The organism is Bradyrhizobium sp. 149 (assembly GCF_023073915.1).
GTDB lineage: Bacteria > Pseudomonadota > Alphaproteobacteria > Rhizobiales > Xanthobacteraceae > Bradyrhizobium.
The window spans coordinates 264,673-277,866 of sequence record NZ_JADPKK010000012.1; the positions used below are offsets into that span (position 1 = coordinate 264,673).

At 65.4% G+C, this 13,194-nt stretch carries 11 protein-coding genes; 1 reads left to right on the top strand and 10 read right to left on the bottom strand.

Features of this window, described 5'->3' with window-relative positions:
- Positions 1 to 21 precede the first annotated feature (21 nt).
- The 4 genes from infB to rimP all read right to left on the bottom strand — a co-directional run bounded on the left by infB (position 22) and on the right by rimP (position 5,893).
- A complete protein-coding gene (gene infB, locus IVA88_RS05315; RefSeq protein WP_247496220.1) occupies positions 22 to 2,724 on the bottom strand; it encodes a translation initiation factor IF-2 in 2,703 nt (900 codons plus the stop codon).
- 70 nt (positions 2,725 to 2,794) lie between these two features.
- On the bottom strand, positions 2,795 to 3,478 hold the full coding sequence (locus IVA88_RS05320) for an RNA-binding protein (RefSeq protein WP_247496222.1): 684 nt from the start codon (positions 3,476 to 3,478) through the stop codon (positions 2,795 to 2,797).
- A gap of 22 nt (positions 3,479 to 3,500) precedes the next feature.
- Positions 3,501 to 5,111, bottom strand: a complete 1,611-nt coding sequence (nusA, locus tag IVA88_RS05325; protein WP_247496223.1) for a transcription termination factor NusA — start codon at positions 5,109 to 5,111, stop codon at positions 3,501 to 3,503.
- A gap of 2 nt (positions 5,112 to 5,113) precedes the next feature.
- Positions 5,114 to 5,893 carry a ribosome maturation factor RimP gene (rimP, locus tag IVA88_RS05330; protein ID WP_247496283.1) on the bottom strand — a complete coding sequence of 260 codons (780 nt, stop codon included), beginning with the start codon at positions 5,891 to 5,893 and terminating at the stop codon, positions 5,114 to 5,116.
- 366 nt (positions 5,894 to 6,259) lie between these two features.
- Between rimP and IVA88_RS05335 the strand changes: the two genes are divergently transcribed.
- Positions 6,260 to 7,342 (top strand): DUF2336 domain-containing protein, encoded by a 1,083-nt coding sequence (locus tag IVA88_RS05335; RefSeq protein WP_247496225.1) that lies wholly within the window; start codon positions 6,260 to 6,262, stop codon positions 7,340 to 7,342.
- Here IVA88_RS05335 and IVA88_RS05340 read toward each other — a convergent pair.
- The 6 genes from IVA88_RS05340 to ybeY form a co-directional block, all read right to left on the bottom strand.
- A complete protein-coding gene (locus IVA88_RS05340) occupies positions 7,339 to 8,049 on the bottom strand; it encodes a tRNA (guanine(46)-N(7))-methyltransferase TrmB (RefSeq protein WP_247496226.1) in 711 nt (236 codons plus the stop codon). The two genes, IVA88_RS05335 and IVA88_RS05340, sit on opposite strands and share 4 nt — an antisense overlap.
- Positions 8,046 to 9,173 (bottom strand): M20 family metallopeptidase, encoded by a 1,128-nt coding sequence (locus tag IVA88_RS05345; protein ID WP_247496227.1) that lies wholly within the window; start codon positions 9,171 to 9,173, stop codon positions 8,046 to 8,048. Before IVA88_RS05345 ends, IVA88_RS05340 begins: the two co-directional genes overlap by 4 nt.
- 115 nt (positions 9,174 to 9,288) lie before the next feature.
- Positions 9,289 to 9,702, bottom strand: coding sequence for a helix-turn-helix transcriptional regulator (locus IVA88_RS05350; RefSeq protein WP_247496228.1), 414 nt, complete (start codon positions 9,700 to 9,702; stop codon positions 9,289 to 9,291).
- A gap of 218 nt (positions 9,703 to 9,920) precedes the next feature.
- Entirely contained in the window at positions 9,921 to 11,534 is a 1,614-nt protein-coding gene (gene lnt / locus IVA88_RS05355) for an apolipoprotein N-acyltransferase (RefSeq protein ID WP_247496229.1), read from the bottom strand.
- On the bottom strand, positions 11,531 to 12,649 hold the full coding sequence (locus IVA88_RS05360) for a hemolysin family protein (RefSeq protein ID WP_247496230.1): 1,119 nt from the start codon (positions 12,647 to 12,649) through the stop codon (positions 11,531 to 11,533). Before IVA88_RS05360 ends, lnt begins: the two co-directional genes overlap by 4 nt.
- A 1-nt stretch (position 12,650) precedes the next feature.
- Complete coding sequence (gene ybeY, locus IVA88_RS05365) at positions 12,651 to 13,160, bottom strand: rRNA maturation RNase YbeY (RefSeq protein WP_247496231.1); 510 nt, start codon at positions 13,158 to 13,160, stop codon at positions 12,651 to 12,653.
- Positions 13,161 to 13,194: the final 34 nt, after the last annotated feature.

The following is a 13,194-nucleotide window of genomic DNA, read 5'->3' on the forward strand; positions in this document are numbered from 1 at the left end:
GCGCTTCGGTAAGATTTGGACTTACAGGGAGCGCTGGATCGTCTCCACGCGGTAACACTCGATCACGTCACCGGCGCGCATGTCGTGGTAGTTCTCGAAGGCCATGCCGCATTCCTGACCGGACTGGACTTCCTTCACTTCGTCCTTGAAGCGCTTCAGCGTCGACAGCTTGCCTTCGTGCACGACGACGTTGTCGCGGATCAGGCGCACGTTGGCGCCGCGTTCCACGGTGCCGTCGGTGACGCGGCAGCCGGCGACCTTGCCGACCTTGGAGATGTTGAAGATCTCCAGGATCGCGGCATTGCCGAGCATGGTTTCGCGCAAGGTCGGCGCGAGCAGGCCGCTCATGGCCTTCTTCACATCGTCCACGAGGTCGTAGATGATGTTGTAGTAGCGGATCTCGATGCCGTTGCGCTTGGCGGCCGCAGCGGCCTCCTTGTTCGCACGAACCGAGAAGCCGATGATCGCGGCGTTGAAGCCTTCCGCAAGCGTGACGTCCGATTCCGAGATGCCGCCGACACCGGCATGCAGGATACGCGCGGCGACTTCGTCGGTGCCGAGCTTCTCCAGCGAGCCGAGGATCGCTTCCAGCGAGCCCTGCACGTCGGCCTTGATGATCAGCGGGAATTCCTTGCGGCCCGCCGTCTTCAACTGCGACATCATCTGCTCGAGCGAGCCGCGCATGCCGGAGATCGAGGCAGCCGCGTTCTCGCGCTTCTGGTGCGCGCGGTAGCTGGTGACCTGGCGGGCGCGGGCTTCGTTCTCGACCACGGCGAGACGATCGCCGGCTTCCGGCGGACCGTTGAAGCCGAGCACTTCGACCGGCACCGAGGGACCGGCTTCCTGAACCGTCTCACCCTGATCGGAGATCAGCGCGCGGACACGGCCCATCTCGGCGCCGGCGACGATGATGTCACCGACACGGAGCGTGCCGCGCTGGACCAGCACGGTCGCGACCGGACCACGGCCGCGATCGAGCTTGGCTTCGATCACGGTGCCTTCGGCCGGGCGCTCCGGATTGGTCTTCAGGTCGAGGATGTCGGCCTGGAGCGCGATCATCTCGAGCAGCTTGTCGAGATTGGTCTTGTTCTTGGCCGACACTTCGACGTCGACGACTTCGCCGCCGAAGGATTCCACCTGCACCTCGTGCTGGAGCAGCTCGGTGCGCACGCGCTCGGGCTTGGCATCGGGCTTGTCGATCTTGTTGATGGCAACGATGATCGGCACCCGCGCCGCCTTGGCGTGGTTGATGGCTTCGATCGTCTGCGGCATCACGCCGTCGTCGGCCGCAACCACCAGCACCACGATGTCGGTCACCTTGGCGCCGCGGGCGCGCATCGCGGTGAACGCGGCGTGGCCGGGCGTGTCGATGAAGGTGATCTTCTTGCCGCTCTCGGGCGACAGCACCTGATAGGCGCCGATATGCTGGGTGATGCCGCCGGCCTCGCCGGAGACGACGTTGGCATGACGGAGCGCGTCGAGCAGCGAGGTCTTGCCGTGGTCGACGTGGCCCATCACGGTCACCACAGGCGAACGCGGCTCGGTGTCGGTGGAATCCTCGACCTGGTCGAACAGACCCTCTTCGACGTCCGACGCGGCAACGCGCTTGACGGTATGACCCAGTTCTTCGGCGATCAGCTGCGCGGTGTCGGAGTCGATCACGTCGGTGATCTTGTGCATCGCGCCCTGCTTCATCAGCATGCGGATGACGTCGACCGCTCGCTCGGCCATGCGGTTGGCGAGCTCCTGGATGGTGATCGCTTCCGGAATGATCACCTCGCGGATGAGCTTTTCCTTCGGCTCGTTCGAGGCGTGGCCCTTCAGGCGCTGGGTGCGGCGGCGGAAGGAGGCAATCGAGCGCTCGCGGACGTCGTCGGCATTGAACGCGGTGACGACGGTCAGGCGGCCGCGCTCCTTCTGCGGGCCGGGCTTGTGGGTGGGCTTGGGGGCTACCACAGGCCGCGCAGCGCCGCCGGGACCGCGACGGATCTGGCGCGGACCCTCGTCCTCGTCCGGTCCGGCTGCGACAGCGGGGGCGCGGCCCAAGGGGCCTCCCGGCCGCTGCGTCGTCGTTCCCGGCCGCGCGGTCGTTGTTCCCGGGCGTGCCGTGGTGGTGGTGCCGGGTCGCGCGGCGGGCGCTCCGGGCCGCGGTGCAGGAGCGGCCGAGGCCGTCGTTGCAGGGCGCGCCGCAGATTGCGGCTGCTCACCCTCGCCAAAACGCTTCTTGGCCTCGGTTTCGGCCTTCCGCTTGGCTTCCTCTTCGTGGCGGTGACGCTCATCCTCGGCCTTGCGGCGGGCTTCGGCAGCCTCGCGATCGGCGCGCTCAGCGGTTTCGCGGACAGCGCGGCGCTGGGCCTCTTCCTCGGCATGGCGGCGCTCTTCGACTTCGCGCACCTTGGCATCAGCCAGCGCGCTGGCGCGCGCGGAACGCTCGTCCTCGGTCAGCGTGCGCAGCACCACGCCGGAGCCGGCATTGCGCGGCGGCGCCGGGCGTGTCGGAGCAGGCTTGGGCGCGGCGGCCGGCGCGGGCTTCGCCGCCTCGGCCACCTGTGGCTCGGGGCTGCCGTCGACGCGGCGCTTGCCCCGCTTCTCGACCACGACCTGCTTGCTACGGCCATGGCTGAAGCTCTGGCGCACGGTGCCCGTTTCGACGCGCGGCTTGAGCGATAGCGTCTTGCTCGGAACGCTCAGCTTCTTGTCGCCAGGGGTCTTGGTATCAACCATTCAGCAGTCCTAATCCTGATCTGTTTGCATTGTGCGTTGCCGCACCGTCCGATTGGGTGGTCGTTGTCTCTCAGAAATCCTGGCCGGGCTTTTCGGCAGTCTTGTCAGCGTCCGCCATCCGGTATCGGACCAGCATCTGGCTACGTGACAGGAATGACTTGCTCGCCGGGCCCGCGAGCAGGGCAGCATGTATCACATTTGACCGGGTAAGTGCCAAATCCAATTCTATTGATTTCAGTGCGGTGATGACGGGAATCTGCGGCTTGGCGCCACGATTCCCCTCATTTTGACGCGCCAGCATGTCCAATTTGCGGATTCCGTCCGCGGCCCCGTCGCTGGCATGGATCAGGACCTCGACCGTACCTTCCCGGAGCGCACTTTCGACCTTGCCGAAACCGGCCACGATCTGACCCGCCTTGGCGGCAATCCCAAGGACCTCGGTCACGCTCCGGACCAGGAGCGCCTCGAGGTCGGTGGGAAGCGTCTGGGGGATGCGCAGCTCGCGCTTGAAGGCTTTGGTAAATTGGTGACGCCGAACGGCTTCCGCAACCACCTCGCGCGAGGCGGTCACCCACATGCCACGTCCGGGCAGCTTGCGCTTGAGATCGGGAACTATGTGTCCTTGCGGTGAGACGACGAAGCGGATCAGCTCGTCGATCGGCCGGACCTCGCGGCTGACCGCACACATCCGCATGGTCGCGGACCTTTCGGTCCGCGGTCCATGGTCGAGTTCGGGGTCAGTATCGGCGAGCATCCGGGTGACATCCTCCTTCGCCCTAAGCCGGCTGATCTTCGGTCGCCTCGGCCTCTTCCGCGGGCTTGGCGAGATCGGCCTCGGTGATCCAGCCGGCCTTGACGCGGGCCTGCATGATCATCGCTTCAGCGTCGTCACGGGAGATATCGAGGCCGTCGAGCGCGCCCGGATATTTGGTCTGCTCGCCGCCTTCCTTGCGCTCGGTCCAGCCGACCAGATCGTCAGTGGCGCAGCCGGCGAGGTCGTCGACCGTCTTGATGTCGTTCTCGCCGAACTTCACCAGCATCTTCGAGGTGACGCCGGGCACGTCCTTGACGGCGTCCTCGACGCCCAGTTCCTTGCGCCTGGCTTCGATCTCGGCTTCCAGCTGCTCGAGATATTCGCGAGCGCGGTTCTGGAGTTCCTGCGCGGTCTCCTCGTCGAAGCCCTCGATGCCGGCGAGCTCCTTGAGGTCCACCATCGCGAGTTCCTCGACCGAAGTGAAGCCTTCGGACGCCAGCAACTGGCCGACCACTTCGTCGACATTGAGCGATTCCATGAAGACGCGGGTGGAGTTCTCGAAGTCGGCCTGGCGGCGCTCCGATTCCTCTTGCTCGGTCAGGATGTCGATGTCCCAGCCGGTGAGCTGCGAGGCCAGACGCACATTCTGGCCGCGGCGGCCGATCGCCAGCGAGAGCTGGTTGTTGGTGTCGGGCACGACGACCTCGATGCGCTCGCGGTCTTCGTCGATGACGACCTTGGAGACTTCGGCCGGCGCCAGCGCGTTGACCACAAAGGTCGCGATGTCGGGCGACCAGGGGATGATGTCGATCTTCTCGCCCTGCAGTTCGTTCACCACCGCCTGCACGCGCGAACCGCGCATACCGACGCAGGCGCCGACCGGGTCGACCGAGGAATCGCGGGAAATCACGCCGATTTTCGCGCGCGAGCCGGGATCGCGGGCGACCGCCTTGATCTCGACGATGCCGTCATAGATCTCGGGCACTTCCTGCGCGAACAGTTTTGCCATGAACTGCGGATGGGTGCGGGAGAGGAAGATCTGCGGGCCACGGGTCTCGCGGCGGACGTCGAAGATGTAGGCGCGGACGCGGTCGCCGTTGCGGAACACTTCGCGCGGCAGCATCTCGTCGCGGCGGATGATGGCCTCGCCGCGACCGAGATCGACGATCACGCTGCCATATTCGACGCGCTTGACGACGCCGTTGACGATGTCGCCGATGCGATCCTTGAATTCCTGATATTGCCGGTCGCGCTCGGCTTCGCGCACCTTCTGCACGATCACCTGCTTGGCCGATTGCGCGGCGATGCGGCCATATTCCAGCGGCGGCAGGGTGTCGGCGATGGTATCGCCGACCTGGGCACCGGGATTGGCGCGCTGCGCATCCACCAGCGAGATCTGGTTGGAATGATTTTCAACGGTCTCGACCACCAGCATGTGGCGCGACAGCCGCAGCTCGCCCTTCTTCGGGTCGATCTCGGCGTGAACATCGGTTTCGCTGCCGTAACGGGCCCGCGCCGCCTTGGCGATAGCGTCCTCCATCGCCGCGATGACGATGCCGCGGTCGATCGATTTCTCGCGCGCAACGGCGTCGGCGATCTGGAGCAATTCAAGTCGATTGGCGCTGACTGCCATGGCTAGTCTCCTTCGTCAGGATCGATCTCGCCCCGTCGCGCGCGTTCGGCGGCCAGGCGATGTTTCTTGGTATTGGTCGGAGCCGGCTTTTTAGGAGTGGTCGGCGCCGGCTTCTTTGTCGGTTTCGTGTTCTTGGTCGTTTTCTCGCTGATGGCAGCATGCGGTGCGGCCGGCGGCTCCAGGCCAAGATTGCGGCGCATCTCGCGCGCCTGGGCCTTGCCGCGGCGCATGGATTCCGCGATCAGTTCGTCCGTCAGCACCAGCCGTGCCTCGGCAATATCCTCCATCGTCAGGAGAACGTCGGCAGCCTCGGCCGCCTTGACGTCGTCCCGATGCAGATGCACGCGGTCGCCTTCGACGGGACCGATGGTGCCGCGGAACCGCTTTCGCCCCTCATGGGCGACCGCCATCTCGATCTTCACCAGATGCCCGGCATATCGCTCGAAATCGGAGCGGCGCACCAGCGGGCGGTCGATCCCCGGCGAGGAGATTTCCAGCCGGTAGGCGCGATCGACGGGGTCGGCGACGTCGAGCACGGGCGACAGCGCCCGCGAGATGGCCTCGCAATCCTCGATCTGCATCGAGCCGTCCGGCCGCTCCGCCATCACTTGCACGGTGCAGCCAGATTCCCCGGAAATGCGGATCCGCACCAGGCGGTAACCCATGCCTTCGAGAACCGGCCCTGCGACCGCGGACACCCGTGCCGCCACGCCCGGCTCGACCACGAGCCTCGGCTCGGCCAGCAATTCGGCATCCGTGGAACCAGGGTTCGGTTCGGTCATGTCAGGGGTCAAGGCGCTCGATATGGTTAAGGCTTGGTTTAAGATTTCAAAGCCCGCTTCGGAACTCTCCCGACAGATCGCCGGGCCGCACGTCTTCCACCAAGCCGCGTTCAGGTAATAAAAAAGAGCGGGTCCTTGCGGGCCCACTCTCACTACGCGGATCGTATGAGAAGATGAATTGGCGCTGATATAGCCCTTTCGGCCCTCTCGGACAAGGCCCATTGCAGGGCGTGCGATGCCTTTTTGCGCCCGCTCCGCGAGCCGCCGCGCAACGCTTCCTTCACCTCCGGGGCCTAAATTCCCTGATTGTGGGGCGGCTTGGACCAGGGCGCACCCGCGGCGTGCCCCATACGAGTTTGCGTTTTCATGACCGTTGCCACGTCGCTCATTTCCGGACTGGACGATATCGTCAAACGCGGCGACCCGCGGCGTCGCGGCGAGATTGCGCGCGCCATCTCCCAATTGTTCTTCCAGGACGCCGAGAAGCTCCGTCCCGATCTGGTCGATCTCTTCGACAATCTGCTGATCGATCTCGTCCCGCATGCCGAGCTCGCCTCGCGCGTCGATCTCGCCGAACGCTTCTCGCGCCTGAACAACGCGCCGCGGCATCTGGTGAGCCAGCTCGCGCGCGAAAACGAAATCACGGTGGCGGGCCCGGTGCTGCGCCATTCCCCCGTGCTCGACGACGCCGCTCTCGTCGAGATCGCGCGGCTGAAGGGCCAGGGTCATCTGCTGGCGATGACCGAGCGCCCGACGCTGTCGGCTGTCATCACCGACGTGCTGGTCGAACGCGGCGATCGCGACGTGGTGCGTCGCGCCGCGGGCAACGCCGGCGCGGTGTTCTCGCCCGGGAGCTATTCCGAGCTGATCAAGCGTGCCGCGAAGGACGGCGTGCTGACGCTCAAGATCGGCCAGCGCAACGATCTTTCGGGCGAGCACCTCAAACAGCTTCTCGACGGCACGCTCGACGTCATTCGCCGTCGCCTCTCGAGCGTGGTCAATCCCGTGCGCCAGGTCGAAATCAAGCGCGCCATGGCGGCCATCGAGGAAGCCACGCTGCCGCCGGGCCCGCGTCGCGATTTCTCGGGGGCACAGCGCACCGTGCTGGCCTTGCATCGCGAGGGCCATCTTGGCGAAAGTGCGCTGCTTGGCTTCGCCAAGGCGCACAAATACGAGGAGGCGATCGCTTCGCTCTCGGCGATGTCCGGCGTCCGCCTCTCGATCCTCGACCGCCTGATCACGGGTGACCGCTACGATCCAATTCTGGTTCTGGGGCGCGTGCTGAATCTCGGCTGGCCGACTGTGCGTGCGCTCATTCTGCTCTGGTACGGGCCGCACCGCACGCCAGCCGATGCCGATCTCGAGGCCGCGCGCGCCAATTTCACGCGCCTGATGCCGACGACCGCCGAGCGCGTCGTGAATTTCTGGCGCAACCGGCAGACGATCTAGACTCGTCTAAATCGCAGATACGCCGCCTTGCGTCCCTCGCGCGCAGCCTTCCGGCCGTACCGCGTCATGGTATAGCCGGCCCAGGGCTGCCGGAAATCGTCGGCGCGCTCCGCCAGCCAGATGAAATCCGCCGAGCGCGCCAGATGCGACAGCGTCCAGGCGCAGTAATCGTCGATGTCGCAGACGAAACGGAATTCGCCGCCGGCTTTCAGCACGCGCGCCATCGCGGCGATGGTACGGTCCTGGACGAAGCGCCGCTTCCAGTGCCGCCGTTTCGGCCAGGGATCGGGATGGATCAGGTCGATCCGCGATAGCGAAGCCTTCGGCAGCCAGGCCAGGAGCTCGGCGGCGTCGCCTGCGAACAGACGGATGTTGCCGATGCTGGCGGCCTCGATCTGCGCGAGGATCTTCGCCATGCCGTTAACGTAGGGCTCGCAACCGATGAAGCCGGTCGCGGCGAAGTTCTGCGCTTCCGCCACAAGATGCTCGCCGCCGCCGAAGCCGATCTCGAGCCGCACATCGTCCGTCGCGGGGACGAAGATCTCGCGGGCATCCGCCGGTGCTTCGCTGTCGATGGCGAGCGCAAGACGCGGCAGCAAATGATCGATCAGCTCGGCCTGGTGCTGCCGCAGCTTGTGGCCCTTGCGGCGTCCGAAGAAGGCGCGCTCGCTGTCCTCGCGATCGGGATCTGATTTGCGCTCACTCATCGTAGCGTCTGGTAGAGGCGATGGAGCAGCCGCGCGCGCGGTTCGAGCGACGAGACATAGAGCTGCTCATAATGAGTGTGCGCGCCCTTGCCGTCGACGCCGAGCCCGTCGAGCGTCGCGGTGTGGGCGGCGGTGAAGTTACCGTCCGAGCCGCCGCCGGTGTGAACGTCGATCAGCTCGAAGCCGATCTCCGTGGCAACCGTCTTCGCATGTTCGTACAGCGAGGCGCCGGCGTTGCTCTTCTCGTAAGGCGGACGATTGAGCCCGCCCGTGACCTTGACGGTGACGCCATCCGTCTTCGATGTCAAAGCGAGGATCTTGCCGACGAATTCATCCGCGTCCTTGAGGCTCAGCACGCGCAGATCGATTTCGGCATGGGCTTCTTCCGGCGTCACGTTGGGCCGCGTGCCACCGCGCACCACGCCGACATTGACGGTGACGCCGCGCGCCAGATCGTTCATCGCTTCCAGCACGAGGATGACGTTGGCGAGCTCGCGGATCGCGCTGCGGCCATCCTGGGGCCGCGTGCCGGCATGCGCGGGCACGCCCTTGATGAACACTTCGAATCGCCCGACGCCCTTGCGGCCGGTCACGATCTTGCCGCCGTCGCGCGCCGGCTCGGTCACCAGCACGTATTTGGCCTTGCGCCCTTCGGTCTCGATGAGTGCGCGCGAGGTAGGGCTGCCGATCTCCTCGTCGGAGGTGAACAGGTGGGTGATGCCGAGCGGCGAGCGATCGGCCGTGGCGCAAAGCGCGCGAAAGGCGTGATGGGCGATGTAGGCGCCGCCCTTCATGTCGTAGATACCGGGACCGAACGCGCTGTCGCCTTCGACCTTGAACGGCAGGCGCTCGATGAATCCCATGGGATGGACGGTATCGAGGTGGCTCAGCACCAGGACGCCCGGCCGGTCCTGGCCCCAGGACGAGCGCGCCACGAGATGATCGCCGCAGCCATCGACGCCGGCGATGCGCTCGAGCGCAACAGGGAGGCCGCGGTATTGCTCCGCGACGATCGAGACCAGCTTGTTGACTTGTTCAGGCGCTTCCGTTGGCGTCTCGACCTCCACCCAGCGGCGGATGCCATCGAGAATAGTTTGGGAATCGAACCAATTGGAGCCGGTCATGGGCGCATCTGTGCCTTTGAATCGCATCGTCGAGGAGGGCGCGCATCAAAGCGCGACCGCAAATGACGACATAGGCCAGATTTGACGCCGTCTCAAATCGGATTGAGATGGCGCGTCAACGCTTGTCGGGGCCTTCGCGGGCCGCGATCTGCTCGACGAGATCGACGATCGAGCGGCGCATCTTCGAATCGGCGATTCGGGTGAAGGCCTTGGTCAAAGCGAGTCCTTCGGAGGTCGCAAGGAAGTCCGATACATAAGACGGCGATGCGCCTTCGCTGAAGCCCTCCGGACCCGGCACGCCGCTCGGACCGCCCTCGAACAGGAACGATACCGGCACCTGGAGAATTTCGGAAATTTGCTGGATGCGGCTCGCGCCGACCCGGTTGGTGCCCTTCTCGTATTTCTGAACCTGCTGGAAAGTCAGGCCTAAAGCTTCACCGAGCTTTTCCTGGCTCATGCCCAACATGATGCGGCGCATCCGCACGCGACTGCCGACATATTTGTCAACAGGGTTGGGCGCTTTCGACATTTCCTCAGCCCTCCAAACATCACCTTCGGCGCAATCAGGAATGCCTCAGGTGTAAGCAACTCAAAATCAGACCCTGTTATTGGGAAACATTGCGGAGAAATTTAGCAATACCCACTGTCTTTTGCAGCCGGTGCAGAATGAGGAGGCCGCGTGCAGTCTGTCAACCGTGGGACTACGGTTGTCAAAAGTTTCCGGCCGCATCGGCAGCGACGGCGTGATCAGGGGTGCCGTTTGGCAACACGTCGGCGGACCGCCAGAAACACGGCCAGCGCGACGAGCATGGCGGCGGGTACATCGCCCACCCGCGCGTAGATGGTCGGCGGGATCGCGGCGGGCAGTTTTGCATCCAAAATGCCTTCGATCCCGAGACCGAGACTGGCGACGGTGCGCCCCATGGGATCGATCACTGCTGAGACGCCGGTATTGGCGGAGCGGACCAGCGGCAATCCGAGTTCGATCGCGCGCAGCCGCGCCTGTTCGAGGTGTTGATAGGGGCCGGTCGAGATTCCGAACCAGCCGTCATTGGTGAGATTCACGATCCAGCCCGGACGTTCATTGCGTCCAGCCACCTCGCCGGGAAAGATTGCTTCATAGCAGATCAGCGGCAGCGCGGACGGCGCCCCGGGGATCGCCAGCGCATGCCGCACGGTGCCGGGAATGAAGCCGCCGCGCACACGCGTGAGTTGCTCGAAACCGAGCTTCTCCATCAGACCCTGGTAGGGAAGAAATTCGCCGAACGGTACCAGATGCAGCTTGTCGTACACCGCGAGCACGCTGGCATCGTGGTCGATTACGTAGATCGAGTTATAGGCACGGGTGATCGGTGTGCCCCGCGGCAGGTCGGGCGCGCGAACCGAGCCCGTGATCAGCACCGTGCCCTTGGGCAGAAGCTCGGCGATTTGTGCCATCGCGTCGGCTTCGCGGGTCAGGAAGAACGGAAAGGCGGATTCCGGCCAGATCAGGATGGTGGCATCGCGCACGCCGGTCGATTGCGGTCCGGAGGCGCGGTCCGACAAGGCCAGATATTTCTTCATCACCTCCGCCTTGGCGGCGTAGTTGAACTTCGCGTCTTGCTGGAGATCCGGCTGCATCAGGCGCAACTTGGTGCCCGCGACCATCGTGGTCGGATGCAGCGACAGGCGGATCGCGCCGAAGATGCTCATGACAAGCAGGAGCGCGACGGCTGCGGCCGGCGCGCGCCACGCCAGGCGACGATCGGGCGTGCGGTCGATCAGCGCCGCAGGGCTCGCGAAGATCGCAATCGCCAGGAACGTCATGCCCCAAAGGCCGATCAGCGAGGCCGTCTGTGCCAGCGGCAGCGGTTCGGAGAGCGCATAACCGAACGCGTTCCAGGGAAAGCCGGTCAGCGCATGGCCGCGCAGCCATTCGGTGATGGTGAGGCTTGCCGCGAGCGCAAGCACGCGCGTCGCGTTCTTGGTCCAGAGCAGGCGCGCGAGCGCAAAGCCCATCGCCGTGAAGATGGAAAGATAGGCCGGCAGGCCCAGCACGGCGAACGGCGTCAGCCAGGCGAATACATCGGCGTCGACGAAAAAGGCATAGCCGATCCAGTAGAGGCCGGGGACGAAATAGCCGAGCCCGAACCAATAGCCGGTCAGCGCCGCCGCGGGGACGCCGCGGTATCGTCCGGCGCCGGCGCCGTCGATCAGCCAGACCAGCACCGGGAACGTGATGAACAGTACCGGGAAGACGTTGAACGGCGCCAGCGCCAGCACCGAGAGCGCCCCGGCGACCAGCGCGACGAGCGCGCGCTTCCAGCCCCAGGTCAGGATGATGGCAAGCGCGATCTGGCGAAGTCGCTGTAACGGGCTCACTGCGGACCGGTCCCGTCGCTTGGCGGCGGGGTGGGCGTGTCGCTGGCCGCCGGTTGGCTGCCATCCGGCGCAGTCTCGCGGCGCCGGCTCTCGCGTTGGGTGCGTGGCGCGGGACGCTCCTTCCGCGTCGCGATCCGCAGCCGCTTGACCCGGCGCGGATCGGCATCGAGCACTTCGATCTCGTAATGGCCGGGGCCCGAGATCACCTCGCCGCGCACCGGAAGGCGCCCGACGAAGCTGACGAGATAGCCGCCCAGTGTCTCCACTTCCTCGCCGGCCTCGCCGGTGACGAAGTCCTCGCCGATCACGGTGCGGACGTCGTCGAGGCTGGCGCGGGCGTCGGCGATGAAGGCGTTGTCGGGCAGCCGCACGATCGAGGGCGGCTCGTCGCTGTCATGCTCGTCGTCGATCTCGCCGACGATCTGCTCGACGATGTCCTCGAGCGAGACCAGCCCGTCGCTGCCGCCATATTCGTCGACCACCAGCGCCAGATGAATGCGGGTGGCCTGCATCTGCGCGAGCAGGTCGATCGCCCGCATCGAGGGCGGAACGTAAAGCAGCTTGCGGATGATGCGCGCCTCCTCGAGCGGCAGCGCGAGATCGACCGTACGCAGATCGAGCCCGGCCGGGAGCGGCTTCTTGCGCTTGGTTTTCGTGACCTCCGACACGCGTGCACGCGCGGTCATGAAAGCGAGCAAATCGCGGATGTGGACGATGCCGACGGGATCGTCGAGCGTCTCGTTGTAGACGACCAGGCGCGAATGGCCGGCGCTCTCGAACCGGTCCATCAACTCGCCGAGCGGGATGTCGCGCTTCACGGCGATGATGTCGGCGCGATGCACCATGACGTCGGCGATGCGACGCTCGTGCAGGCCGAGGATGTTGCGCAGCATGGTGCGCTCGACCGTCGAGAAGCCGGTGTCGTCGGGCGTCGATGCATCGAGCACGACCTGGAGATCGTCGCGCACCGAACCCGCCTTCCAGCCGAACAACGTCCGGATGGCGCGCAGCAGCCAGCCGTCGGCGGTCGGACGCAGCGCCTCGCCTGATGTCACGACGGCCGGCAAATTGGCCGTGTTGCGCGGATTGTCGTGAATTGGGTCGGAATCCGGCATCTCAATGCGTCCCTGGGCGGTCGGCATAGGGGTCGGGAATGCCGAGATGAGCCAGGATCTCTCGTTCGAGCGCTTCCATTTCCTCTGCGTCGTCTTCGTTTTCGTGGTCGTAGCCGACCAGATGCAGGAAGCCGTGCACGGCGAGATGGCTCAAATGATGATCGAACGGCTTTTGTTCCTCGTCCGCCTCACGCCGCATGGTTTCGTAGGCGATCGCGATGTCGCCGAGCATGCGCGGCGCATCGCCTGGCTTCCAATCGCCTTCCGGCTGGAGCGCGGGAAACGACAGCACGTTGGTCGGCTTGTCGATGCCGCGCCAGTTGCTGTTCAGCGTGCGGATGCCGGCATCATCGGTCAGCATCACCGCCACTTCCGCCTCCGCAACGTCTTCGTCGACATTCTCGGCGGCGGCCGCCACGGCGCGCTGGATAACGGCTTCGGAATCCGGCTCCCGCTGCCAGCAATCGGCGACGACGAGGACCTCGGTGATGGGAAGGTTGGGGTGTGACATTGTCCTTGTTCGGAACGAAGGGGCGCCGTGTCCG

What these genes read in the sequence shown, in the direction of transcription:
- infB (WP_247496220.1), bottom strand. Translation starts at nt 2,724, where the DNA reads ATGGTTGATACCAAGACCCCTGGCGACAAGAAGCTGAGCGTTCCGAGC.
- IVA88_RS05360 (WP_247496230.1), bottom strand. Translation starts at nt 12,649, where the DNA reads ATGCCGGATTCCGACCCAATTCACGACAATCCGCGCAACACGGCCAAT.
- IVA88_RS05350 (WP_247496228.1), bottom strand. Translation starts at nt 9,702, where the DNA reads ATGTCGAAAGCGCCCAACCCTGTTGACAAATATGTCGGCAGTCGCGTG.
- IVA88_RS05320 (WP_247496222.1), bottom strand. Translation starts at nt 3,478, where the DNA reads ATGCTCGCCGATACTGACCCCGAACTCGACCATGGACCGCGGACCGAA.
- IVA88_RS05345 (WP_247496227.1), bottom strand. Translation starts at nt 9,173, where the DNA reads ATGACCGGCTCCAATTGGTTCGATTCCCAAACTATTCTCGATGGCATC.
- IVA88_RS05340 (WP_247496226.1), bottom strand. Translation starts at nt 8,049, where the DNA reads ATGAGTGAGCGCAAATCAGATCCCGATCGCGAGGACAGCGAGCGCGCC.
- ybeY (WP_247496231.1), bottom strand. Translation starts at nt 13,160, where the DNA reads ATGTCACACCCCAACCTTCCCATCACCGAGGTCCTCGTCGTCGCCGAT.
- nusA (WP_247496223.1), bottom strand. Translation starts at nt 5,111, where the DNA reads ATGGCAGTCAGCGCCAATCGACTTGAATTGCTCCAGATCGCCGACGCC.
- rimP (WP_247496283.1), bottom strand. Translation starts at nt 5,893, where the DNA reads ATGACCGAACCGAACCCTGGTTCCACGGATGCCGAATTGCTGGCCGAG.
- IVA88_RS05335 (WP_247496225.1), top strand. Translation starts at nt 6,260, where the DNA reads ATGACCGTTGCCACGTCGCTCATTTCCGGACTGGACGATATCGTCAAA.